The organism is Mycolicibacterium vinylchloridicum, assembly GCF_013404075.1.
In the GTDB taxonomy this organism is placed as follows: domain Bacteria; phylum Actinomycetota; class Actinomycetes; order Mycobacteriales; family Mycobacteriaceae; genus Mycobacterium; species Mycobacterium vinylchloridicum.
Window position 1 is genome coordinate 1 of the sequence record NZ_JACBJQ010000013.1, and the last position, 22,731, is coordinate 22,731.

Consider the following 22,731-nt stretch of genomic DNA (forward strand, 5'->3'; position numbering starts at 1 on the left):
CCCGGATACCCACCGCCCGGGTATCCCGGCGGGGGATATCCGGGCGGCGGATAACCGGCGGCGGGTCCGGGCGGTGGGTATCCCGGTGGCGTGAACTGCGGTTGACCAGGCCATCCGGGCGGCGGTCCGGGTGGTCCGGAAGGAGGTACCGTCACCGGACAACGCCCCCGACGTCGTTGCTCATGAGCCCATCCTGTCGAGAGGCGCATCATTTCTCAACGTTGTGTCCATCTCGGGCGCGTAGCGTTTGGGCCATGGCGGAGCTCAAGGAGCGGCTGAGGTCGGACCTCACCGATGCGATGAAGACCCAGGACAAACTGCGCACGGCCACGCTGCGGCTGCTGCTCGCGGCGATCCAGACCGAAGAGGTCTCGGGCAAGCAGGCGCGAGACCTCTCCGACGAGGAGGTGCTCAAGGTGCTCGCCAGGGAATCCAAGAAGCGCAGCGAGTCCGCTGAGATCTACACCCAGAACGGCCGCGGCGAGCTGGCCGCCGAGGAACACGCCGAAGCCCGGATCATCGATGAGTACCTGCCGACTCCGCTGACCGACGCCGAGGTGGCCGACGTGGCAGACACCGCGATCGCGCAGGTGGCCGAGGAACTCGGCGAACGCCCGTCGACGAAGAACATGGGATTGGTGATGAAGGCGGCCACCGCGATCGCCGCGGGTAAGGCCGACGGATCCCGGCTGTCGGCGGCGGTCAAGGCGCGCCTCTAGTGGTAGCCCGTTTCGCTCGGTGACGCGCGGGTACCCGTGGCGCATGACGCGCTTCGGATACACCCTGATGACCGAGCAGAGCGGCCCGAAAGACCTTGTGCAGTACGCAGTTTCAGCTGAACGTGCCGGCTTCGACTTCGAGGTGAGCAGTGACCACTTCTCGCCTTGGCTGACCACCCAGGGGCACGCGCCCAACGCCTGGACGCTGCTGGGAGCGGTGGCCCACGCCACCGACCGGGTCGCGCTGTACACCTACGTGACCTGCCCGACGATGCGCTATCACCCGGCGGTCGTCGCGCAGCAGGCCGCTACCCTGCAGATCCTGGCCGACGGCCGATTCGCCCTGGGCCTTGGCTCCGGAGAAAACCTCAACGAACACATCGTCGGCAAGGGCTGGCCGACCGTCCAGCGCCGCCACGACATGCTCAGCGAGGCGATCGTCATCATCCGTCAACTTCTCAGTGGCGAACTCGTCGACCACAAGGGTGACTACTTCCAGATTGATTCGGCACGAATCTGGGACATCCCCGAAGAACCCGTGACCATCGGCGTGGCGGTCTCCGGCGAACGGTCACTGCACGCCTTCGCCAAGCTGGGCGACCACATGATCGCCGTCGAACCCGACGACAAACTGGTCACCGGCTGGCACGCAGCCCGCCAGGCCACCGGGCTGCCCGGCGGCGGCCGGGTGATCGGGCAGATCCCGATCTGCTGGGATCCCGACCGTGGCGCCGCGGTCGAACGAGCCCACGCCGAATTCCGGTGGTTCGGTGGCGGGTGGGACGTCAACGCGGATCTGCCGACCCCGGCGGGCTTCGCCGGTGCCACCCGATTCGTCAGCCCGGACGCGGTCGCGCAGAGTATTCCGTGCGGACCGGACCTGGACGGGATCGTGGAGGCGGTGCGTCCCTATTGGGAGGCCGGTTTCACCGACATCGCGCTGGTGCAGATCGGTGACGAGAGGCAGGACGAGTTCCTGGCGAAGGCCGCCGAACCGCTCTTGGAGAAACTTCGCGCAGCGGCGAACTGATGCCGTGATGCGGCCCACTGTGCGATTGAAAGCGCCGTCGCGGGGTATTCGCCTCGGCCATGACCGAACGGACCTCGGACGACGACGACCACGCCGACTACACCGACGACCATAAGGAAGTACGCAGGATCGACCGGCCCGGCCCGAAAGACATGGGCGGTAAGGGTGGTCAGGCCACCCGCGAAGTCGCACCGGACGTGGCCGAGCCGCCCGATCACGAGCCGCCGGATTAGGTCTGGGCATCGCGTCCTTGACGGCTGCGGCGGTAGCCCTGCGACGGCGGGATTCGTAGCCACAACTCAGGCCAACGCGCCTATCGGGTTTAACGCTGCGGTAAATGGGCATTAGTTGCCGCAGCGCCTTGACAACAACAGTGCGCGCTCGACTGTCGAAAGGCCAACGTTGACCATTCTGTCCCCCGATGTCCGGGACTCAGTGCATGTGACCCCAGGTGTCTATGTGCCACAACATGATTCACAGCTGCTGATCGAGGCGATGACCCGCAGCGGCGCGGTCACCGGACGCCACGTACTGGATCTGTGCACAGGGAGCGGCGCCGTGGCGGTTGCCGCCGCACAACTCGGTGCGCGCACCGTCACGGCATTCGACATCTGCCCGGACGCGGTGGCTTGCGCAACGTCCAACGCTACGGAAGCCGGCGTCTGCGTGGACGCCCGCGTGGGAATGTGGGTCGATGCGTTCCTGGCCGGCCCGTTCGACGTGGTCGTCTCGAATCCGCCTTATGTGCCAACGGGTCCCGATGCCGATCTGGAGTGCATCCCCGCCGGAGTAGGCCCTGCGACGGCATGGAATGCCGGTCTGGATGGCCGTGAGGTTCTGAACCCGATCTGCGACTGCGCACCCGAACTCCTCACCGCAGGCGGCACGATGCTGATCGTCCAGTCCGAGTTCGCCGACACCGAGCAGTCGCTTCGTCGGCTCCGACGAGGTGGTTTGCGTGCCGAAGTGGTTCTCAGCCAGCTCATTCCGTTTGGTCCGGTCCTCGCCGCGCGGGCGAAGTGGATGGAGAGCATTGGTATGCTGCCCATCGGCAGGCGGGTGGAGGAGATCGTGGTGATTCGCGCGGAGAAGCGGTGAGCGAGGACGAACCCCGGTTGGTCCGGATCGTTTCCGGCGGTCCGATGATGGTGCAGGGTCCGGTGCGGATCGAAATGCCTGACGGCACCGTCGTCGAGTCCGACCGGTTCATGGTCGCCATCTGTATGTGCCGGCGCAGCAAGACTTTCCCGTTGTGTGACACCAGCCATCGGCGACGGCGGCGGTCCGACGACGAGCCGTCAGCTCAGCGGCCGGCGTAACGAGCTACGCCCGTTGGTCCAGTTCTTCATCAACTGATAGGCCAACCGGCTTTCCACCAGTTCGTGTGCGCGGATGCCGAACACCACATCGCGGTCCAGCGCCGGCTCGCGGCCCACCAGGTCACCGACGACGTCGGTGCGCACCACCTGTTCGTGCACCGCGTCGGCTTCGACGTGCTCGCGGTAGAACCGGGTGCAGGTGTCAGGGGCGCCCAGGCGCTCCAGGGCGTCGACCAGACGGCGTGATCCCGGTGGTGAGGTGATCTCGGTGGAGGCGAAGTGGCCGATCGCCGCACCCCGGTGCTCGCGGTGCAGGCCGAACAGGGACATCAGATTCACCACGGCCAACGACTCGGCGGGGACGGCGTCGATGTATCCGAGGTAGGAGGCATCCAGGCCGGCGGCGACCATCAGGTCGGCGAAGAGCTGCTGGTGCACGTGATCGCCTCTGCCACCGCCGAACTCGTCGAATTCAACCGCAACGAAGGCGGCCTTGGAATGTCCGGTCAGCCGGGGGATGGCCCAGGCGTGGGGGTCACCCTCCTTGAGGTGGTACAGCGAGCGGTGCACGAAGTACTCCTGCATCTGCTCCCAGGTGCCGATGTCACGCAGGTGGTAGGACGGCCCCGACCCGTCGACCGGTTCCATGGCCAGCCGTTCCATCTCGGCGTCGGCGGTGTCCTCGGCGCTGATCGGGCCGACATCGCGTTGGACTGTGGACAGGAACGCGTTCTCGAGATGCGATCGCAGATACAGCAGCCCCGGGTTCCATTCCCAGCCCGGATCGACACCGGCAAACCCGCGGTAGTGCAATTCGTAGCAGACGTAGAGCGCGAGCTGTAGGTCGATGCCATAGGGGTCGGAATCGCGAACGGGCGCCTCGACCCGAAGCAGGTAATTGCGCGGCGCGCGCTCGGTCAGGAGTTCGAGTACTGCCATCGACAGCGGCCCTCGAGCTTCCGGGAGGCGGGGTTCGAGGGCTAGGGGGGCGAGCGTCACCTAAGGCTTATCCCCGGCAGGAGGGGGAGCTAAACCCCGTGCGTCACTTTAGTTGCGGGCGCAAGCGGCGATGAGCGCCTCGGGGTCGGTGACGCTGACCAGTAGCGTGCGCAGCGTTGTCGAAACACCAACGATCTTGGCTTGCACCGGCGGGTCGATGGTCAACTCGACGACTCCCCTCGAGGAACCGTTAACCAGCCAGCGCCCCCGGAATCCGTGCACGCCCCAGCCGAGGAAGGGGCCCTTGGCCGGCTTGGCCTCGGTGATGGATGCCAGCGGAATGTCGGCCGAGAAGCCCCAGCCCATCGAGACATGCAGAGTGCCGTTGTCGACGGTGACGTCGCTTCGGCTCGGGCCGAGGCCCAGCGGTGTGGCCAGCGGTTTGTACCAGCTGTCGAAACGGATGTCCGTCATGGTCGCGACGATAGTGCCCCGACCAGCGGCGCGATAGGGAAAAGTACGGTGGGCCTGTCTCGACACCCGAAGGGCTCAGCATGGACGCAGATGTCATCGTGGTCGGCGCCGGCCTGGCCGGTCTGGTCGCCACCTCAGAGTTGGCCAGTCGCGGTAAGAAGGTCGTCCTGATCGACCAGGAGAACGAGGCGAACCTCGGCGGGCAGGCGTTCTGGTCCTTCGGCGGCCTGTTCCTGGTCGACAGCCCCGAACAGCGTCGCCTGGGTGTCAAGGACAGTCTGGAGCTGGCGTGGAGCGATTGGTCGGGTAGCGCCCAGTTCGACCGGATCGACGACGAGGACAGTTGGGCGGTCCGGTGGGCCCGGGCCTATGTCGAGTTCGCCGCCGGGGAGAAACGCTCCTGGCTGCTGGGGCACGGCATCAGGTTTCTGCCCACCGTCGGCTGGGCCGAGCGCGGGGACCTGCGCGCGGACGGACACGGCAATTCGGTGCCCCGCTTCCATGTCGCCTGGGGCACCGGTACCGGGGTGGTCGAGCCGTTCGTCGCCGCGGTGCAAGACGCCGCGCGACGTGGGCTGGTGACCTTCCGGCACCGGCACCGGGTCGACGAACTCGTCGTCACCGACGGCGCCGTCACCGGGGTGCGAGGTGCGGTGTTGGCACCCGACGACTCCCCCCGTGGCGCGCCGTCGAATCGGGATATCCTGGGGGACTTCGAATTCCGTGCTCAGGCCGTCATCGTCACCACCGGGGGTATCGGCGGTGACCACGACATCGTGCGGCGGTACTGGCCGCAGCGGATGGGCACCCCGCCGGTTTCGATGATCACCGGCGTGCCGGCCTACGTCGACGGCCGGATGCTCGACATCGCGGCCGACGCCGGAGTGCGCCTGGTCAACCGGGACCGGATGTGGCACTACACCGAAGGTGTGCAGAACTGGGCGCCGATCTGGCCGTCGCACGCGATCCGAATCCTGCCGGGCCCGTCCTCGATGTGGTTCGACGCGCTGGGCCGTCGGCTGCCCGAGCCGTACCTGCCTGGCTACGACACGCTGGGTACGCTGCGCTACCTGCGCACCACACCCGACATCGCGGGCTACGACCACAGCTGGTTCATCCTCACCCAGAAGATCATCGAGCGGGAGTTCGCCCTGTCGGGCTCCGAGCAGAACCCGGACATCACCGGCAAGGACCGCGCCGGGTTCCTCAAAGAGCGGTTGTTGAGCAAGGGGGCGCCCGCACCGGTGGAGGCCTTCAAACGCCACGGCGCGGACTTCGTCGTCGCGGACGGGCTCGACGATCTGGTGGCGAAGATGAATGCGCTGACCGAGGAACCACTGCTCGACGCCGGGCGGATCCGCGAGCAGATCAAGGCCCGGGATTTGCAAATGGCCAATCCCTACGCCAAAGATGCTCAGGTGCAAGGGATCCGCAACTCGCGGCGGTATATCGGTGACCGGATCGGGCGCACCGCCGCACCGCACCGCATCCTCGATCCGGCGGCCGGGCCGCTGATCGGGGTGAAGCTGCACATCCTGACCCGAAAGACCCTCGGCGGCATCCAGACCGATCTGTCGTCGCGCGCGATTGGTCTCGACGGCAATCCGATCGACGGTCTGTACGCCGCGGGCGAGGTCGCCGGATTCGGCGGCGGCGGCGTGCACGGCTACAACGCGCTGGAGGGAACGTTCCTCGGTGGCTGCCTGTTCTCGGGTCGCGCCGCCGGCAGGGCGGCCGTAACGGCATTATGACGAGGCAGCAATGAATGAATCTGGCTCCGAGCGTTGGCAATTGAGCCGACGGGCATTCCTGGCGTCGGGCATTGCGGCCGGCGCCGGTGCGGCGTTGGCGGCGTGCGGACACAGTGGCGCCCCGGCGGAGGCACCGCTGCAGACGCAACCCACCGCGGTGCCATCGGGTCTGACCGCCGCGATCGACGCCGCGGAGGCGGCGCGTCCGCACAGCGGCAAGACCGTCACCGTCACGCTCAACCCGGGACCGGTCACCGTCGACCTGGGCGGGCGGGTGGTCGACACCAGGGGCTATGCCGACACCATTCCGGGCCCGCTGATTCGGGCCAACGTCGGCGACGAGATCGTCGCCACCGTGACCAATAAGCTCAGCGGTCCGACCTCGGTGCACTGGCACGGAATCGCGTTGCGCAACAACATGGACGGGGTCGAACCCGCCACGCCCAACATTGCGCCCGGCGGTACGTTCACCTACCGGTTCTCGGTTCCGAACGCCGGCACGTACTGGGCGCATCCACATACCGGAGTCAACGCCGACACCGGACTGTACCTGCCGTTGATCATCAACGACCCGAACGCGCCCGCCGACTACGACGCCGAATGGATTGTGGTGCTGGACGATTGGACCGACGGTGTGGGACCCTCGCCCGAGCAGATCTACGCGGACCTGCGTAAGGGCGGTATGTCCGGGATGAGCATGGGCGGGCCGTCCAGCAGGCTGCTCGGCGGCGACGCCGGCGACGTCATGTATCCCTACTATCTGGTCAACGGCAGAATCCCGGAAGCGCCAACCACTTTCACTGCCAAGCCGGGGCAGCGAGTCAGATTGCGGATCATCAACGCCGGCGCGGATACCGCTTTCCGTATCGCGCTGGCGGGGCATCGGATGACCGTCACTCACACCGACGGGTTCCCGGTAGAGCCGGTCGAGGTGGACGCACTGCTGATGGGGATGGGGGAGCGCTACGACGCTGTCATCACCGCGGGTGACGGTGTGTTCCCGCTCGTCGCGCTCGCCGAGGGTAAGAACGCGCTGGCGCGCGCCGTGCTGAATACCGGTGCGGGGTCGGCGCCCGACGCCGGGTTCCGGCCACCGGAGCTCAACGGGCGCATCGGCACCGTCGATATGTTCACCGCAGCCCCGGGCGCTCAGCTGGCGTTCAGCAAGGCTGACGCCGAACTCACGGCCGACCTCAGCGGCAACATGACGGCTTACCAATGGGGCGTCAACGGGCCGTACCCGAACAACAAGCCGTTCGCGATCACGCAGGGCCAGCAGGCCACGATGACGTTCGCGAACAAGACCAGCATGTGGCACCCGATGCACCTGCACGGACACACCTTCGCGGTGATGACCGCCAACGGCGGGATGGGTGCGCGCAAGGACACCGTGATCGTGCTGCCCAACCAGTCCGTCCGGGTCGCCATCCTGGCCGACAACCCCGGGTATTGGCCGCTGCACTGCCACAACACCTACCACGCAGAAGCCGGGATGATGACGACGTTCGACTACCTGAACTGAGCCTTTGGCGGTTGCTGGGCCGATTTGACTTCAGCGTCAATACGGAGGGATGTCTATCTGGGCTGCGGCCCGATACTATGGCTCCATCAGGAAGGGGGCCGAAGTGAGCCTTCGACGCACATCGCTACGAGCGGTGGCTGTCACGTCGTTGTCGTTGGCGGCGGTGTTTGCGGCGGCCGGCACGGCGTCCGCCGCACCGCAGCCGGCCGACCAGGGGTCGGATCTGCAGACCTACCTCGACAGCTTGACGAGCACGTACAACAACACCATCGGCCGTTCGGTGGACGAGGCCCGTCAGACGGCCCAGGACCAGGCGGCGCAGAATGTCGGGCTGGCGATCGGTGTGCCGATCGCCAATGGTGCGATCGGCGGTACGACCGCCGTGGCCGGCAGTGTGGGCTCCGCGCTGGTGTTCGGGGCGTTTCAGAACGGCTGGAATCCGTTCGGGGGTTTGACCGCGGCTTCGGTTCCGGCGGCTGCCGCGTTGCCGGCGGCCCCGGCGCTGCCGCCGCCACCCGCGCTCGGTCCGCTGCCGCCGCCTCCCGCGATCGGCCCGCCGCCGCTGCCCCCGCCACCGGCTCTGCCGCCGCCGCCGTGGATTCCGTTCCTGCCGGGCTCACCGCCACTGCCGGGACCCCCGCCGCTGCCGCCGCCGCCGGCATTGCCGCCGCCGCCAGGCTTCTGACGCGGAACTGATTCACCCTCGGGCCACGCCGGTCCGGGGGTGAGTTTTTCTTAGAGCCGCCAGGGTTGACGGCCGGTGAACGTGGTGCGAAATTGAATGCCCATGACTAGGGCGCTGGACGAAACCACGCAGCTGGGGGAAGTCATCGAACGACTCGCCCTGAGCTATCCCACGTTGTCGTCGTCGACCATCGCCGAAGTGGTCGAAGAGCTGCATGCCCGGTTCAATGGCGCGCGCATTCGCGAGTACGTTCCGCTCTTCGTCGAGCGACGGGCGCAAACGGCGCTGGACGAACTCGACGTATCTTACGAATAGGGTTGCAGCGCAAGCATTCTTCGAATGAGCCGGTCTATTTCGTCGGGGTCGCTGATGCTGAAATCGCCGACCGCGTAGCGACCCAGCACTCCGCTGATGAATGTCTGAGTGATGGCGCTCAAGTCGTCGACGACGGACGGCGGGAGGTCATCTCCGTCCGGCAGCAGGCGCAGCATCATCTCGCGGAACAGTTCGGCGAAGCCGTCGTTCGCGCGGCGGACGAGGTCGCGGATCGCGGGTTCCCGGGTGGCGAGCATATTGAGCTCGTACCGTGCCTTGGCGCGGGTCAGGTGCGGCTCCGCGGCGGCGGCGGCCACCACGTCGGCCAGTCGGGGCATCTCCTCGTCCTCGCCGGCGGCCGCGCTCCTGGCCCTCTCCAGGCCGATGAGGTCGAGTTCGACCACGCGCTGTGTCGTCGCGACGAGCAGGGCCGACCGCGTCCGGAAGTACGCCGACGTTGTCCCGTCCGAAACGCCGGCGGCCCGGTCGACCTTGATGTGGCTCAGCCCTTTGGTGCCCTGTTCTGCCAGCACAGTGATCGCCGCGTCGCAGAGATCGCGGCGCCGCTGGTCTCCGTCGGGCTTACGTCGCATCGGTAGCAAATGTAGCCGAGGCTTCTATAAAAATAGAAAACACCTCGACGGGTTTACTGCCGGTGCTACGTTCGCGCCATGGCTGCATCAGCGTTGGTCGGACGGATCGGGGGGCTTGCCGCCGCCCTCGGGGTGGGTGCGGGCATCGCGATCGCCGCGCAGGGCGTCGCGTCGGCGGACGCCGGATCGTCGCCCTCAGGCGCAGCTTCGTCGTCATCGGCCAAGCCGGCAGCGTCAACCGCGCGACACAAGGTCCGCACTGTGCAAACGGTGGCGGCGAGCTCGAAGGCGGCACCCAACCGAATTCCGAAGGCGCCCAACGCTGTCGCTGTAGCGCTTTCGGTAGCGGGCGTAACCCGCCGCGGCGACGAGACAGCCTCTGGCAGTACAGCCGCGCCGCCGGCAGCCGCAACGTCAGCGAGGGTGCCGGCCAAGGCGGAGGCGGTGTCGGCAGAAGCGGCGCCGCCGGTCGACGAGAGCCTGTATTCCGGGCCGCCGCCGACGATGGTGCAGCGGGCGGTGGTGGGCGTCCTGCGGGCGATCAACTGGGTGACAACGACATTCCATCTGCCATTCAGCCTCAGCGGCAGCAGCGCGCAGATCCCGTTCTTCACCGACGGTGTGCCGGACTCCTTCCTGCTCTCCGGAATCAAGGCGGAGAAGACCGAATACGAAGGCATGGCGGTGTGGACACTGACGCCGCGCAATGCGAGCGGTCAGTACGTCGTGGGAATCCACGGCGGCTCGTTCATCGGCCAGATCAGCATCTTCCATTGGCTCACCTACACCGATATGGCGCGGGACACCGGCGCGACCGTCGTGGTTCCGCTCTATACCCTTGCGCCGGTTGGCAATGCGGCCACGGACATACCGGTGATGGCCGACTTCATCAGCGCACAGGTCGCGGCGCACGGCTCCGACAACGTGAGCGTGGTCGGCGATTCGGCCGGCGGCAACATCGCGCTGGCCGCGTTGCAGGAGATCGTCAAGCGCAACGGCACCCAGCCGCACCGTCTTCTTCTGCTGGCGCCGGCCCTCGACCTCAGTGACACCTTCGAGAACCCGGTGGACGACCCGCTGCTGGGTAATGGCCGTAGCGGCGACAACAACGACCTGCTCACCTGGGCGGGCGATCTCGACCCCGCCGATCCGCTCGTGAGCCCGATCTACGGCTCTCTGGACGGGCTGCCGCCGACGACCGTGTACACCAGCTCGCGGGATCTGCTCACGCAGCAGGCGCTGCGCCTGCGCGACAAGGCGATCGCCGAGGACGCCGACTTCACCTTCGTGCTGCGGGAAGGTCAGTTCCACGACTGGACGATCTTCGCGCTGCCGGACTCCTACCGGGAGCGACCCGGCATCTACAGCGCGCTCGGACTGTAGGCGGCGCGCAAGTAAAAAGGCCTCAACCGAATTTCTCGATCAAGGCCCTACTGCGAAAACACGAGTCGGGGTGGCGGGATTCGAACCCACGACCTCTTCGTCCCGAACGAAGCGCGCTACCAAGCTGCGCCACACCCCGCGTGAAGCCACGACAGCGTATCGCACGGGACCGGTGAGAAGCCAAACGGCTAGTCACCCCCGCTGGCCAAGTTCGTGGCGCGTCGCGGGATGGATCTGGGTTGTCGGTGGCGTTATGGAGACTGTCGGCGCGAACAGTTACGCCGAGCAGCGAAAGGTGGAGCGGATGATGACCGCTTTGGGGGCCGTTGTGTACGGGGGATTCTTCCTACTAGCTGCGTTGTGGCTGGTCGTGACCGGCGATTACGACGCCGTCGACGAGCCGGACCAGGCCCAGCCGCAGGAGCGTTCGAACTCGGCCAAGGCGCCGGCGTACACGCTCGGATCGAGGTCGTGAGCCGCTAGCCAGTCGGCGTGGTAGTAGGTGTCGGCATAGCGATCCCCGCTATCGGCGATCAGGGTGACCACCGAGCCACCCACCCCGGCAGCGACCATCTCGGCCAGCAAGCCGAACGCGCCCCAGACGTTGGTCCCCGTCGACGGGCCGACCCGTCGACCCAACACCCGCGAGACGTGATGGGCCGCCGCGATCGATGCGGCGTCGGGCACACTGACCATCCGGTCGACGATCTCGGGCTGAAACGATGGCTCCACCCGCGGCCGGCCGATGCCCTCGATCCGGGACGACGACCCGGTGACGATGTCACGCCGGCGTTGCGCATAAGAAGGAAAGAACGCCGAGTTCTCCGGGTCGACCACGCAGAGCTTCGTCTCATGGCGCCGATACCGGATGTAGCGTCCGATCGTGGCGCTGGTGCCGCCGGTGCCGGCCCCGACCACAATCCACGCCGGGATCGGATGGCGTTCTGCGCTCATCTGCTCATAGATCGACTCGGCGATGTTGTTGTTGCCTCGCCAGTCGGTGGCCCGTTCGGCGTTGGTGAACTGGTCCAGGTAGTGGCCGCCGGTCTCGTCGGCGATCCGCTGCGCCTCGGTGTAGACATCACCGGGCCGCTCGACGAAGTGACACCGCCCGCCCTGCGCCTCGATCAGCTTGACCTTCGACGCACTCGTTGAGGTCGTCATCACCGCGACGAACGGCAGACCCAGCAGCGCGGCGAAATACGCCTCGGACACCGCCGTCGACCCGGAGGACGCCTCGACCACCGTCGTGTGCTCGTCGATCCAGCCGTTGCACAGCCCATAGAGGAACAGCGACCGCGCGAGCCGATGCTTGAGGCTGCCGGTGATGTGCGTCGACTCGTCTTTGAGGTACAGCGCGATGTCCGCCTCCATGCACCACGCGGTCGGCAGCGGATAGCGCAGCAGATGGGTGTCGGCACTGCGTCGGCTGTCGGCCTCGATCAGCCGGATGGCGTTGTCGACCCAGCCGCGTGGCCGGGTATGAGCGGCAACGGTGGTCATCGCCGGTCGGTACAGCAGGCGGGGCTCACCGCACCGAGGCGGTAGGGCTGGAGCGCACCACGTTTCGCGTCTCGTCGTGCCCGCCGGTCGGCGCGCCGACCAGGGTCAGCAGGGTCGCCTCGGGACGGCAGCAGAACCGGAACGGCGAGAACGGACTGGTGCCGATGCCCGCCGACACGTGCAGCGCGGTCTGCGCGCCCCAGCGCGAGGCGCCTTTGGCGCGGGAGCGGTCCAGATCGCAGTTGGTGACGAGCGCGCCGTAGAACGGCAGGCACAGCTGCCCGCCGTGGGTGTGCCCGGCCATGATCAGCTGATAGCCGTCGGAGGCGAAGCGGTCCAGCACCCGGGTGTAGGGCGCGTGGGTGACGCCGAGGGACAGGTTGGCCGTCGGGTTCGGCGGGCCGGCGATGGTGTCGTAGCGGTCCCGGCCCAGATGGGGGTCGTCGACGCCGGCGGCCGCGATGGTCAGCCCGGCGACCTCGAAGTCACGCCGGTTGTGGGTCAGGTCCAGCCAGCCGCGCTCGGTGAATGCCGCACGCAGGTCCTGCCACGGCAGCGGCTTGCCATGGATTCGGCTGTCCCTGTCGTAGAGATACTTCGCGGGGTTCTTCAGCTTCGGGGCGAAGTAGTCGTTGCTGCCGAACACGAAGACGCCGGGCACCGACAACAGGTCACCGACCGCCTGCACGACCGCGGGCACGGCCTTGGGATGCGACAGGTTGTCGCCGGTGTTGACCACCAGGTCGGGCTCCCAGCGCGCCAGCTCGCGCAGCCAGGCCTGCTTGTGCCGCTGCGTCGGGCGCATGTGGATATCGCTGAGGTGCAGCACCCGCAACGGCGTGGAGCCCGGTGAGAGCACCGGCATGGTCACTTCGCGTACAACGAACGCGTTGCGCTCGATCACCGTGGCGTAGCCGACCGCAAGCGCGGCCGAGCCGGCGGCGACGAGCGCGGACGACTTCACTGCGGACTGCACAGCCATACCGGCAAGAGTACTGCCACCCGTCGCGGTTCATCGGGTCGAGCGGCTGTCTGTAACTATGCGGATTACGGGGGCGGCGGCGGAGCCAGCAGCGGGACGGTGATGGGCGGCAGTCCCGGGATCTCGACAACCGTCTGTCCGAATGGGGCGCCGTCCAGACCCGGTATCGGCAGTCCTCCCGGCGGAGGCGGGGGTGGGGCCGGTGGGATGCCGTTGCTGACCTGGATCGTGACGATCGAGCCGGGCACGGTTTGTCCGCTGGGCGACGTGCCGACCACCTCGCCCGCCGGCGCCACACTGTTGACCGGGGTGGCCTGGTCGGCAACCTGGAATCCGGCGTCCTTCAGGCGGTCCCGCGCGGAGCCCTGGGGCAGGCCCGAGACACTGGGAACCCGCGAGCCGGGGGCGCCGTCGACGTAGCGCGGATCGGTGGGCGGCAGGCCGATGTCGCCGAAGTTCTGGGCGATTGGCTTCATCGCTGTGAACCAGGTCTTGGCGGGTTCGTTGCCGCCGTAGAGGTTGCCGTCACCGCACTGCCGCAGCGGCCACGAGCACAGGTCCGACGGGGTGGGCGAATCGTCGTAGATATAGGCCGCGGCCGCGTAGTGATTGGTGTAGCCGAGGAACGCCGAGGACCGATGCGCCTCGGTGGTGCCGGTCTTGCCCGACATCGGCAGGTTCCAGCCCACCGATCCGGCTGAGCCGGCCGCGGTGCCGCTGGTGTCGTCCTTGCTCAAGGCGTTGGACAAGGTGTTGGCCAGCCCCTCGGGCACCACCTGTTCGCAGGTCTCGGTGGTGACGGACACCTCGTTGCCGTTGCGGTCGTAGAGCTTGTCGATCGGGCTGGGTGGACACCACGCGCCACCGGAGGCCAGGGTGGCGGCCACATTGGACAGCTCGAGGGCGTTCACCTCGATCGGGCCCAGCGTGAAGGACCCGAGGTTCTGGCGCTTGATGAAGTCGGCCAGGCTTTCGTTGGTGTTGGGGTCATAGGGCCGCGCGGTGCCCGGCTCGGCATAGGAGCGCAGACCCAGCTTGACCGCCATGTCGACCGTGCGCTGCACGCCCACTTGGGAGATGAGCTTGGCGAAGGCGGTATTGGGCGATTGTGCCAACGCATCGGTGACACTCATCGAGCCGCGATAGTTGCCCGCGTTCTGCACGCACCAGGTGTTACTCGGGCAGCCCCTGGCCCCGCCGCTGCCGAGGCCCTTGGCCTCGAAACGCACCGGGGAGTCCAGATTGGCGTTGATGCCCAACCCCATGTCGAGGGCGGCGGCCGTGGTGAAGATTTTGAAGACCGATCCCGCCCCGTCGCCGGCGAGCGAAAACGGTTGTGGCTGCATGGTTTCCCCGAGCGCCGAGTCCAACCCATAGGTCCGGTTGCTGACCATCGCGACCACCGGGTGGGCCGTCTTGCCGGGCAGCACGACGCTCATCACGCTGGCGACGCCCTGGATGTCGGGGGCGGCGATCGAGTCGACGGCCGACTTGACCGAATTCTGGACGTCGGGGTCCAGCGTGGTCTTGATCAGGTAGCCGCCGCGGGCGAGCTGGTCCTTGCTGATGCCCGCCCTGGCCAGATATTCCTGCACGTAGTCGCAGAAGAACGCTCGGTCCCCGGCCGCAATGCAGCCGCGGGGCAGCTCGTTGGGCTGCGGCAGGATGCCCAGCGGTTGCTGCTTGGCGGCCTTGAGCTCGTCGACCTTCTGAGCCCAGTCGGGGGCATTCGTGTCCCAGTTGTCGATCAAGGTGTCGAGCACGAGATTGCGGCGGGCCAGCGCACCGTCGGGATTGGTGTAGGGATTCAGTGTGCTGGTCGACTGCACCAACCCGGCCAGCAGCGCGGCCTGCTGCCAGTTCAGCTGGGAGGCGTCGACACCGAAGTAGGTCTGCGCGGCGTCCTGGATGCCGAAGGAGCCGTTGCCGAAGCTGACCAGATTGAGGTAGCGGGTCAGGATCTCGGGCTTGGTGAACGTCTTGTCCAGGGTGAGTGCCATCCGGATCTCGCGCAGCTTGCGCGCCGGCGTGGTTTCCACCGCGGCGCGCTTTTCAGCGTCGGTTTGCGCAATCACCAGCAGCTGGTAGTTCTTCACGTACTGCTGCTCGATGGTCGATCCGCCGCGGGTGTCCAGGTCGCCCGACGCGTAGCCGGCCAGGCCGGTCAGTGTGCCCTTCCAGTCGACACCCGCATGCTCGGCAAACCGCTTGTCCTCGATCGAAACGATTGCCAGCTTCATCGTGTCGGCGATTTTGTCGCTGGGAACCTCGAAGCGACGCTGTGAGTAGAGCCATGCGATCGGGTTGCCTTTGACGTCCACCATGGTCGTCACCGCGGGTACTTCGCCCTCGACCAGTTGGGCCGAGCCGTTGGCCACCACATCGGATGCGCGGTTGGACACCAATCCCACGCCGCCGACCACCGGAAACAGCAACGCCGCCAATAGCACGCTGGCCAACAGGCAGCACCAGGCCAGCTTGATGAGTGTTGCGCCGGCCGGAGGGCGTTCCGACATGAGTAACAGAGTAACTAGGGCTCGCGAGGTCTCGCCGAGCGTCCCCTGCGGGGCAGATCATATCGAAAGGTATTTACGTCGGAGTCAGAAAAAGCCAGTTCATGATCGGTCTGGACGGTCGTCCCAAAAAACCTGTGATCCAACTGTTGCGCAAAAGATACCTGACCACCTAACTTAAACAGACAGTGCGATTCAGGTAACACTCTGAGCCGCAATGTGGCGTAGATCGCATACGCGGCCTACACCTGAAGATTGTCAGCCGCGTAAGCGGCCGGACGAAGGGGATCCGTCGGTGTCAGGTATTCGGACTGCTGCCCGCAAGCCAAGCGCAGCGCTATTGAACGGTTCCGTCCAGGGTGTGGACGGGGAAGCTCGGATCGCGTGGGTATCGAGGGCCTTGTGTCGATCAACTGACCCTGACGAGCTCTTTGTCCGGGGCGCCGCGCAGCGCAAGGCCGCCGTGATCTGCCGCCACTGTCCCGTGATGGCCGAGTGTGGTGCGGACGCGCTGGACAATCGTGTCGAGTTCGGTGTGTGGGGCGGCATGACCGAGCGTCAGCGCCGCGCATTGCTGAAGCAGCACCCCGAGGTGGTGTCTTGGTCGGAGTTCTTCGCCGCGCAGCGCAAGCACCGCAGCGTCAGCTAACTTTCGCCATGAGTCCCGGCCGATCGGCCGGGACTCTTTTATGTGGTCTCCCCGGTGATCTGATCGGCGATCGCCTGTAAGGCGTCGAGGTCGGACACATCGAATGGCAGCGAGGGCACCCCGACCACCGGAACGTGGGGGTTGGCGCCGGTGAATCGCGACAGCAGCCGGATTTCCCGTTTGGCCGTCTGCGCCCGGTCTGCGTGGATCTGAAGTACCGCCACCGCGAGCTGATCCCCGTTGTCGGTGGCGCCAGCCTGCAGCGCCGCGACGCCGTCGATCGCACGCTCCGCGGTCAGCGAGCACAGCGTGGGGTGCGTTCGGTTCAGGATCAGCCCGGCCAGGGGCATGCCCTCCTCGGAGAGCCGATCGACGAAGAACGACGCCTCCCGAAGCGCGTCGGGCTCGGCCGCCGACACCACCACGAACTGGGTGCCGCGCCGCTTGAGCAATTCGTAGGTGCGGTCGGCCTTCTCCCGGAAACCGCCGAACGTCGAATCCAGTGACTGCACGAACGCCGAGGCGTCCGACAACATCTGCGAGCCCAGGATCGTCGACATCGCTTTCATCGCCAGGCCGACAACACCGGTCACCAGGCGGCCGAAGCCCCGACCCGGGGCCAGCAGCAGTCGCCACAATCGGCCGTCCATGAAGCTGCCCAACCGCTTGGGGGCGTCGAGGAAGTCAAGCGCATTGCGCGACGGCGGGGTGTCCACCACCACCAGGTCCCAGCGATCCTGCCCGAGCAGCTGCCCGAGCTTCTCCATGGCCATGTATTCCTGCGTGCCGGCCAGCGACGTGGCGACCGTCTGGTAGAACTGGTTGTCCAGAATCGCTTGTGCGCGTTCGGTTCCGGAATATTCGACCACCATCTCGTCGAACGTGCGACGCATGTCGAGCATCATCGCGTGCAGCTCGCCGGTCACCTCGGGAGCCAGCGGCACCCGCTGCGGCGTGTTGCCCAGTTCCTTGATGCCCAACGCCTGCGCCAGCCGCTTGGCCGGATCGATGGTCAGCACCACGACGGCACGGCCGTACTCGGCGGCCCGCAGCGCCATCGCCGCGGCGGTGGTGGTCTTGCCGACTCCGCCTGCGCCGCAACACACGACGACCCGGTTGGACTTGTCTTCCAGGATCGACTTCATGTCGAGGGCTGGAGGTGTGCCGCTCATCACCTAACTCCTTGCTGCGCAAGCGTTTCGGCCAATTCGTACAAACTTCCCAGATCGACACCGTCGGGAATCGTCGGCAGTTCCAGCCGCGGTACCTTCAACCGGTCGAGCTGTTCCGCGCTCTCGGCGCGGGCCCGGATGCGGCTGGCGTGTTCGATCGTCTCGGTGAGCAGACCGGCGAAGTCGTTGTCCACCAGCGTGATTCCCGCCCGCTCGAGTCCGGCGCGCACCGCGTCGGCGTCGATATCGCCCTCGGCGGCCTTGGCCAGGTCGGCGGCGGGCAGGAACGGCGGGATGTTGCGGTTGACGATCACACTGCCGATCGGCAGACCCAACTCCTGCAGTTCCTCGATCGCCTCGATGGTCTCCTGGATGGGCAGCGCCTCCAGCAGGGTGACCAGATGGATCGCGGTCTGGTCGGAATGCAGCAGCTTGACCACCCCGTCGGCCTGCGAGTGCACCGGCCCGCCCTTGGCAAGGTCCGAGACGGCCTTGGTGACGTCGAGGAACCGGGCGATACGCCCGGTCGGGGGAGAATCGACGACAATGGCGTCGTAGGCCGGTTTTTTACCGTCCTGGCGCACCACCGACTCCTTGATCTTGCCGGTGAGCAGGACGTCGCGCAGACCCGGTGCGATCGTCGTCGCGAACTCGATCGCGCCGATCCGGCGCATCGCCCGGCCGGCCAACCCGAGGTTGTAGAACATGTCGAGGTATTCCATGAACGCCGCCTCGATGTCCACGGCCAGCGCGTTCACGTGTCCGCCGCCCTCGGCGGTGGCGATCTTCAGCTCCTCGTAGGGCAGCGGCGGTACGTCGAACAACTGCGCAATGCCTTGCCGCCCTTCCACTTCCACGAGAAGAACCCTGCGCCCCCCGGCGGCCAAGGTCAGTGCCAACGCGGCGGCAACAGTGGTCTTGCCGGTACCGCCCTTGCCTGTGACAAAGTGCAAGCGGGCCTTCGTCAGGCGCGAAGGCCAGGCTAGAGAGCTGCCATCGCTCGATGTGGTCGCCATCAGAGCATGCTAGCCACACCCCTGTGGCCCACTGTGCTGTTGGTACCGAGCGATAAGCTTCGGCCATGAGCCAACCGACGACATGGGAATACGCCACGGTGCCGCTGCTGACCCACGCGACCAAGCAAATCCTCGACCAGTGGGGAGCCGACGGCTGGGAACTCGTCGCGGTGCTGCCCGGTCCGACCGGCGAACAGCACGTCGCCTACCTGAAGCGGCCCAAGTGAGTCATTCAGGGCGGCTCGCCGAGTTGGGTCTGACGCTGCCGACGGTGGTGAAGCCGCTGGCCGCTTACGTTCCGGCGGTCCGCACCGGCAATCTCGTCTATACCTCCGGTCAGCTGCCGATCGAGTCCGGCAGCCTGCTCCACACCGGCAAGGTCGACACCGAGGTGACCCCGGAACAAGCCAAAGAGGCCGCGCGGCTGTGTGCGTTGAACGCCCTGGCCGCCGTCGACGCTCTGGTCGGCCTCGACTCCGTGACCAGGGTGGTCAAGGTCGTCGGGTTCGTCGCGTCCGCACCCGGTTTCAGTGGTCAGCCCGGCGTCATCAACGGAGCCTCGGAGTTCCTCGGCGAAGTGTTCGGCGAGGCCGGGGCACACGCGCGGTCGGCCGTCGGCGTTTCGGAATTGCCGCTGAACGCTCCGGTGGAAGTCGAGCTCATCGTCGAGGTGCAGTGACCCATCCGGCGTACGGAGTGCTGCGGCCGGTGACCGAATCGGCCTCCGTATTGCTGTGCAACAACCCGAACATCATGACGCTGGACGGCACCAACACCTGGGTGCTGCGCGGACCCGGCAGCGACGAGATGGTCATCGTCGACCCTGGTCCCGACGATGACGAGCACATCGGCCGGCTGGCCGAGCTCGGCACCATCCCGCTCGTGCTGATCAGCCACAAGCACGACGACCACACCGGCGGTATCGACAAGATCGTGGAGTTGACCGGTGCGGTGGTCCGTTCGGTGGGCAGCGGATTCCTGCGCGGCCTGGGCGGCCCGCTCACCGACGGCGAGATCATCGACGCGGCCGGGCTGCTGATCACCGTGATGGCCACCCCCGGCCACACCGCGGACTCGTTGTCGTTCCTGGTGGATGATGCGGTGCTGACCGCCGATACCGTTCTCGGCCGCGGCACCACCGTGATCGACGACGAAGACGGCAGCCTGACCGAATACCTGGAGTCACTGCGCCGGCTACAGGGCCTGGGGCGCCGGACGGTGCTGCCCGGACACGGCCCTGAGCTCGATGACCTGGAGGCCGTCACCGCCATGTACCTGGCGCACCGCGAGGAACGGCTCGACCAGGTGCGCCAAGCCCTACGGGCGCTCGGCGACGATGCCACCGCACGACAGGTCGTCGAACACGTCTATACCGACGTCGACGAGAAACTGTGGGATGCCGCCGAGAAATCGGTGCGCGCCCAATTGGACTACCTGCGGGCTTAGCGGGCGCTACATCGATACTCGCTCGGTTGCGCCCGGGCTCCGCAAGCTCCGCTCGCGCTTACCTCGCTCGCCGCGCCAGCCGCTCGGAGTCGCTGATCAGCACGCTCTTGCCCTCCAGGCGGATCCATCCGCGGTGGGCGAAGTCGGCCAACGCTTTGTTCACCGTCTCGCGCGATGCCCCGACCAGCTGGGCGATCTCCTCCTGGGTGAGGTCATGCGTCACCCGCAGCGCGCCGCCCTCCTGGGTGCCGAACCGCTGAGCCAGCTGCAGCAGCTGCTTGGCGACACGGCCCGGAACGTCGGTGAAGATCAGGTCGGCGAGGTTGTTGTTGGTGCGACGGAGCCGACGTGCCAACACCCGGAGCAACTGCTCGGCGATCTCAGGACGATCGGCGATCCACGCCCGCAGCGCGTCGCGGTCCATCGAGACGGCGCGCACCTCGGTGATGGTGGTGGCGCTGGAGGTCCGCGGTCCCGGGTCGAAGATCGACAGCTCGCCGAACATGTCCGACGGGCCCATGATCGTCAGCAGATTTTCCCGCCCGTCGGGGGAACGGCGGCCGATCTTCACCTTGCCGGAGATGATGATGTACAGCCGATCGCCGGGCTCGCCTTCGGCGAAGACAGTATGTCCCCGCGGGAAGTCCACCGGCTGCAGCTGTTTGGTCAGCGCGGAGACCGCGCTGGGTTCAACTCCCTGGAAGATTCCGGCCCTCGCCAGGATCTCGTCCACGTCGCCCCTCTTAAACTCTTCGATGATGTGAAATGCGCAGGCCAGCTGTATTGCTGGGCAGTGTCAGTCTAGTGGTAGCTGGGCTTGCAACGAGCCAACGCTACACACGATTGGCGTACTGGGTTCGGTGAAACTGCGGATTCGGCCGTGCATGGGCGTATGACCGCGTGGGCAAACCGGGCTCGTCATCACTGCGGCGGGCAGGCACCTCTGCCCGTCGATCCCGGATTTCGGCGCTGGGCGGTGCCGGCGCCGGTGCCGCCTTGGCCGCCCGCTCCAGATATTCGGTGACGTCGTCCGCGGGTGTGCGCTCGGTGTGCAACGCCTCTTCGAGACGCTGTAACCCGAACGTCGAGAGCATCAACAGCCCGGGGACACACACCGCGAGCAACCAGGTCACGGGGGTTAGTAAACACGCGCAAGGTCTCAGCGGGATTACGAATTGTCACCGGTCAGTCCGCAGCTTGACGGACCGGAGTCAGTACCCTTGCAACGTGACCACGGACAGCCCCCCGACCAGGCGCAAAACCGCCCGCGGCGCCGTCAAGGCACCGGCGGAGAGTAAGGCGGAGGCAACGAAGTGGGATTCGGAGACCCACGTAGGTCTCGTCCGGCGCGCCCGTCGGATGAACCGGACGCTGGCCACCGCATTTCCGCATGTGTACTGCGAGCTCGATTTCACCAATCCGCTGGAGCTGGCTGTCGCCACCATCCTGTCCGCGCAGTGCACGGACGTCCGTGTCAACCAGACCACCCCCGCGCTGTTCGCCAAGTACCGCACCGCGCGGGACTACGCGCAGGCCGACCGGACCGAGCTCGAGGAGATGGTCCGCCCGACCGGCTTCTACCGGAACAAGACCAACTCGCTGATCGGCCTCGGCCAGGCCCTCGAGGAGCGCTTCGACGGCGAGGTGCCTCATACGCTCGACGAGCTCGTGACGCTGCCGGGCATCGGCCGCAAGACCGCCAACGTCATCCTCGGCAATGCCTTCGACATCCCCGGCATCACCGTGGACACCCACTTCGGCCGGCTCGTGCGCCGCTGGCGCTGGACCGCTGAAGAAGACCCGGTCAAGGTCGAGCACATCGTCGGTGGCCTCATCGAACGCAGCCAGTGGACGCTGCTGAGCCACCGCGTCATATTCCATGGCCGGCGGGTGTGCCACGCCCGCAAGCCGGCCTGCGGGGTGTGCGTGCTGGCCAAGGACTGCCCGTCGTTCGGGCTGGGGCCCACCGATCCGCTGGTTGCCGCACCGTTGGTGAAGGGGCCGGAGACCGAGCATCTGCTTGCGCTGGCCGGGCTCTGACTTCCGGCTCGGTATTGGATGACGACGTCGACCCGCTGGACGCTGCTGGTGCTTGCCGTGATCGCGGCCCTGATCACGGGGCTGGTCCTCGCCCTCGATGAGACCCCGCCGGGAACCGAGGGTGCACCGGGCGCGCAGGCCGCCCGAGCACACCGCGACGCCGACACGCCCGAGGCGCTTGCCGGGCCGCGGCAGCGTGCCGACCTGCCACGGTGCCCGGCAGCGGCCGACAATCCCGGCCCCGAGAAACTGCGCGGCATCGTCGTCGAATGCGCCGCCGACGGAGCGAATGTGGATGTCGCCCGTGCTCTGGCCGGCCGCCCGGTGGTGCTCAACCTGTGGGCCTACTGGTGCGGGCCGTGCGCCGAGGAACTGCCCGCGATGGCGGACTACCAGCGCCGAGTAGGCCCGGACGTCTCGGTGGTGACCGTGCACCAGGACGAGAACGAGACCGCGGCGTTGCTGCGCCTGGCCGAGCTGGGGGTGCGGCTGCCCACTCTGCAGGACGGTCAGCGCCGGATCGCCGCGGCCCTGGGGGTGCCCAATGTGATGCCCGCGACGGTGGTACTGCGCGCAGACGGTAGCGTTGCCGAAATCCTGCCGCAAGCGTTCACCAGTGCCGACGAGATCGCCGCCGCGGTGAAGAATGCATTGCAGTGACAACAGATGAGAGAGAAGCG

Annotated in this window: 26 protein-coding genes and 1 tRNA gene; 16 read left to right on the plus strand and 11 right to left on the minus strand. The window is 67.0% G+C overall.

Features of this window, described 5'->3' with window-relative positions; all coding sequences use genetic code 11:
* The first annotated feature begins 254 nt into the window (after window positions 1-254).
* From HPC46_RS12965 to HPC46_RS12985, 5 genes are all read left to right on the plus strand, one after another.
* Window positions 255-719 carry a GatB/YqeY domain-containing protein gene (locus HPC46_RS12965; protein ID WP_179470393.1) on the plus strand — a complete coding sequence of 155 codons (465 nt, stop codon included), beginning with the start codon at window positions 255-257 and terminating at the stop codon, window positions 717-719.
* Window positions 720-762: 43 nt separating this feature from the next.
* The gene (locus HPC46_RS12970) at window positions 763-1,749 is read left to right on the plus strand and encodes an LLM class F420-dependent oxidoreductase (RefSeq protein WP_179470395.1); all 987 of its coding nucleotides are present in this window, start codon (window positions 763-765) and stop codon (window positions 1,747-1,749) included.
* A gap of 59 nt (window positions 1,750-1,808) precedes the next feature.
* A complete protein-coding gene (locus tag HPC46_RS12975; protein ID WP_179470391.1) occupies window positions 1,809-1,982 on the plus strand; it encodes a hypothetical protein in 174 nt (57 codons plus the stop codon).
* 169 nt (window positions 1,983-2,151) lie between these two features.
* Window positions 2,152-2,847: a HemK2/MTQ2 family protein methyltransferase gene (locus HPC46_RS12980; protein WP_179470397.1), complete on the plus strand. Its 696-nt coding sequence runs from the start codon at window positions 2,152-2,154 to the stop codon at window positions 2,845-2,847.
* On the plus strand, window positions 2,844-3,068 hold the full coding sequence (locus tag HPC46_RS12985) for a CDGSH iron-sulfur domain-containing protein (protein ID WP_005138585.1): 225 nt from the start codon (window positions 2,844-2,846) through the stop codon (window positions 3,066-3,068). Before HPC46_RS12980 ends, HPC46_RS12985 begins: the two co-directional genes overlap by 4 nt.
* Here the strand turns inward: HPC46_RS12985 and HPC46_RS12990 are convergent.
* Both HPC46_RS12990 and HPC46_RS12995 read right to left on the minus strand, forming a co-directional pair.
* Window positions 3,048-4,007 carry an iron-containing redox enzyme family protein gene (locus tag HPC46_RS12990; RefSeq protein ID WP_179470399.1) on the minus strand — a complete coding sequence of 320 codons (960 nt, stop codon included), beginning with the start codon at window positions 4,005-4,007 and terminating at the stop codon, window positions 3,048-3,050. The genes HPC46_RS12985 and HPC46_RS12990 overlap by 21 nt on opposite strands.
* 108 nt (window positions 4,008-4,115) lie before the next feature.
* A complete protein-coding gene (locus tag HPC46_RS12995) occupies window positions 4,116-4,481 on the minus strand; it encodes a hypothetical protein (RefSeq protein WP_179470401.1) in 366 nt (121 codons plus the stop codon).
* An 80-nt stretch (window positions 4,482-4,561) separates the two neighbouring features.
* On the opposite strand from HPC46_RS12995, the gene HPC46_RS13000 reads away from it, so the two are divergent.
* From HPC46_RS13000 to HPC46_RS13015, 4 genes are all read left to right on the plus strand, one after another.
* Window positions 4,562-6,232: an FAD-binding dehydrogenase gene (locus HPC46_RS13000; RefSeq protein WP_179470403.1), complete on the plus strand. Its 1,671-nt coding sequence runs from the start codon at window positions 4,562-4,564 to the stop codon at window positions 6,230-6,232.
* Between the two features lie 10 nt (window positions 6,233-6,242).
* A complete protein-coding gene (locus HPC46_RS13005; protein ID WP_179470404.1) occupies window positions 6,243-7,754 on the plus strand; it encodes a multicopper oxidase family protein in 1,512 nt (503 codons plus the stop codon).
* A 103-nt stretch (window positions 7,755-7,857) separates the two neighbouring features.
* The gene (locus HPC46_RS13010; RefSeq protein WP_005138597.1) at window positions 7,858-8,439 is read left to right on the plus strand and encodes a hypothetical protein; all 582 of its coding nucleotides are present in this window, start codon (window positions 7,858-7,860) and stop codon (window positions 8,437-8,439) included.
* Between the two features lie 102 nt (window positions 8,440-8,541).
* A complete protein-coding gene (locus HPC46_RS13015) occupies window positions 8,542-8,754 on the plus strand; it encodes a three-helix bundle dimerization domain-containing protein (protein WP_233716410.1) in 213 nt (70 codons plus the stop codon).
* On the opposite strand, the gene HPC46_RS13020 is transcribed toward HPC46_RS13015, so the two are convergent.
* On the minus strand, window positions 8,745-9,347 hold the full coding sequence (locus HPC46_RS13020; RefSeq protein ID WP_179470408.1) for a TetR/AcrR family transcriptional regulator: 603 nt from the start codon (window positions 9,345-9,347) through the stop codon (window positions 8,745-8,747). The genes HPC46_RS13015 and HPC46_RS13020 overlap by 10 nt on opposite strands.
* Window positions 9,348-9,425: 78 nt before the next feature.
* Between HPC46_RS13020 and HPC46_RS13025 the strand changes: the two genes are divergently transcribed.
* Window positions 9,426-10,730 (plus strand): alpha/beta hydrolase fold domain-containing protein, encoded by a 1,305-nt coding sequence (locus HPC46_RS13025; RefSeq protein ID WP_179470410.1) that lies wholly within the window; start codon window positions 9,426-9,428, stop codon window positions 10,728-10,730.
* Between the two features lie 65 nt (window positions 10,731-10,795).
* Here the strand turns inward: HPC46_RS13025 and HPC46_RS13030 are convergent.
* The 4 genes from HPC46_RS13030 to ponA2 all read right to left on the minus strand — a co-directional run bounded on the left by HPC46_RS13030 (window position 10,796) and on the right by ponA2 (window position 15,731).
* Window positions 10,796-10,869: transfer RNA gene (locus HPC46_RS13030), tRNA-Pro, on the minus strand.
* Window positions 10,870-11,111: 242 nt separating this feature from the next.
* Window positions 11,112-12,233, minus strand: coding sequence for an L-cysteine desulfhydrase Cds1 (gene cds1, locus HPC46_RS13035; RefSeq protein ID WP_179470412.1), 1,122 nt, complete (start codon window positions 12,231-12,233; stop codon window positions 11,112-11,114).
* Window positions 12,234-12,258: 25 nt separating this feature from the next.
* On the minus strand, window positions 12,259-13,215 hold the full coding sequence (locus HPC46_RS13040) for a metallophosphoesterase (RefSeq protein ID WP_179470414.1): 957 nt from the start codon (window positions 13,213-13,215) through the stop codon (window positions 12,259-12,261).
* 65 nt (window positions 13,216-13,280) lie between these two features.
* Window positions 13,281-15,731, minus strand: coding sequence for a transglycosylase/D,D-transpeptidase PonA2 (gene ponA2 / locus HPC46_RS13045; protein WP_179470416.1), 2,451 nt, complete (start codon window positions 15,729-15,731; stop codon window positions 13,281-13,283).
* 292 nt (window positions 15,732-16,023) lie between these two features.
* Here ponA2 and HPC46_RS13050 point away from each other — a divergent pair, with 292 nt between their 5' ends.
* On the plus strand, window positions 16,024-16,377 hold the full coding sequence (locus tag HPC46_RS13050; protein WP_325096654.1) for a WhiB family transcriptional regulator: 354 nt from the start codon (window positions 16,024-16,026) through the stop codon (window positions 16,375-16,377).
* Window positions 16,378-16,415: 38 nt separating this feature from the next.
* On the opposite strand, the gene HPC46_RS13055 is transcribed toward HPC46_RS13050, so the two are convergent.
* Both HPC46_RS13055 and HPC46_RS13060 read right to left on the minus strand, forming a co-directional pair.
* Window positions 16,416-17,549 carry an ATPase BagB gene (locus HPC46_RS13055; protein ID WP_179470420.1) on the minus strand — a complete coding sequence of 378 codons (1,134 nt, stop codon included), beginning with the start codon at window positions 17,547-17,549 and terminating at the stop codon, window positions 16,416-16,418.
* Window positions 17,549-18,568: an ATPase BagA gene (locus HPC46_RS13060; RefSeq protein WP_179470652.1), complete on the minus strand. Its 1,020-nt coding sequence runs from the start codon at window positions 18,566-18,568 to the stop codon at window positions 17,549-17,551. Before HPC46_RS13060 ends, HPC46_RS13055 begins: the two co-directional genes overlap by 1 nt.
* A 62-nt stretch (window positions 18,569-18,630) precedes the next feature.
* On the opposite strand from HPC46_RS13060, the gene HPC46_RS13065 reads away from it, so the two are divergent.
* From HPC46_RS13065 to HPC46_RS13075, 3 genes are read left to right on the plus strand one after another with little or no spacing between them, the layout of a single operon-like run.
* Complete coding sequence (locus tag HPC46_RS13065) at window positions 18,631-18,792, plus strand: Sp36 family protein (protein ID WP_005138621.1); 162 nt, start codon at window positions 18,631-18,633, stop codon at window positions 18,790-18,792.
* Entirely contained in the window at window positions 18,789-19,244 is a 456-nt protein-coding gene (locus tag HPC46_RS13070; protein ID WP_179470422.1) for a RidA family protein, read from the plus strand. The genes HPC46_RS13065 and HPC46_RS13070 overlap by 4 nt, the downstream gene beginning before the upstream one ends.
* On the plus strand, window positions 19,241-20,011 hold the full coding sequence (locus tag HPC46_RS13075; protein ID WP_179470424.1) for an MBL fold metallo-hydrolase: 771 nt from the start codon (window positions 19,241-19,243) through the stop codon (window positions 20,009-20,011). The genes HPC46_RS13070 and HPC46_RS13075 overlap by 4 nt, the downstream gene beginning before the upstream one ends.
* Before the next feature lie 58 nt (window positions 20,012-20,069).
* On the opposite strand, the gene crp is transcribed toward HPC46_RS13075, so the two are convergent.
* Complete coding sequence (crp, locus tag HPC46_RS13080) at window positions 20,070-20,744, minus strand: cAMP-activated global transcriptional regulator CRP (protein ID WP_005138643.1); 675 nt, start codon at window positions 20,742-20,744, stop codon at window positions 20,070-20,072.
* Between the two features lie 100 nt (window positions 20,745-20,844).
* Window positions 20,845-21,144, minus strand: coding sequence for a hypothetical protein (locus HPC46_RS13085; RefSeq protein ID WP_179470426.1), 300 nt, complete (start codon window positions 21,142-21,144; stop codon window positions 20,845-20,847).
* A 94-nt stretch (window positions 21,145-21,238) separates the two neighbouring features.
* On the opposite strand from HPC46_RS13085, the gene nth reads away from it, so the two are divergent.
* Both nth and HPC46_RS13095 read left to right on the plus strand, forming a co-directional pair.
* On the plus strand, window positions 21,239-22,051 hold the full coding sequence (gene nth / locus HPC46_RS13090) for an endonuclease III (protein ID WP_179470428.1): 813 nt from the start codon (window positions 21,239-21,241) through the stop codon (window positions 22,049-22,051).
* 18 nt (window positions 22,052-22,069) lie between these two features.
* Window positions 22,070-22,711, plus strand: coding sequence for a TlpA family protein disulfide reductase (locus tag HPC46_RS13095; protein ID WP_179470429.1), 642 nt, complete (start codon window positions 22,070-22,072; stop codon window positions 22,709-22,711).
* The last annotated feature ends 20 nt before the right edge of the window (window positions 22,712-22,731 follow it).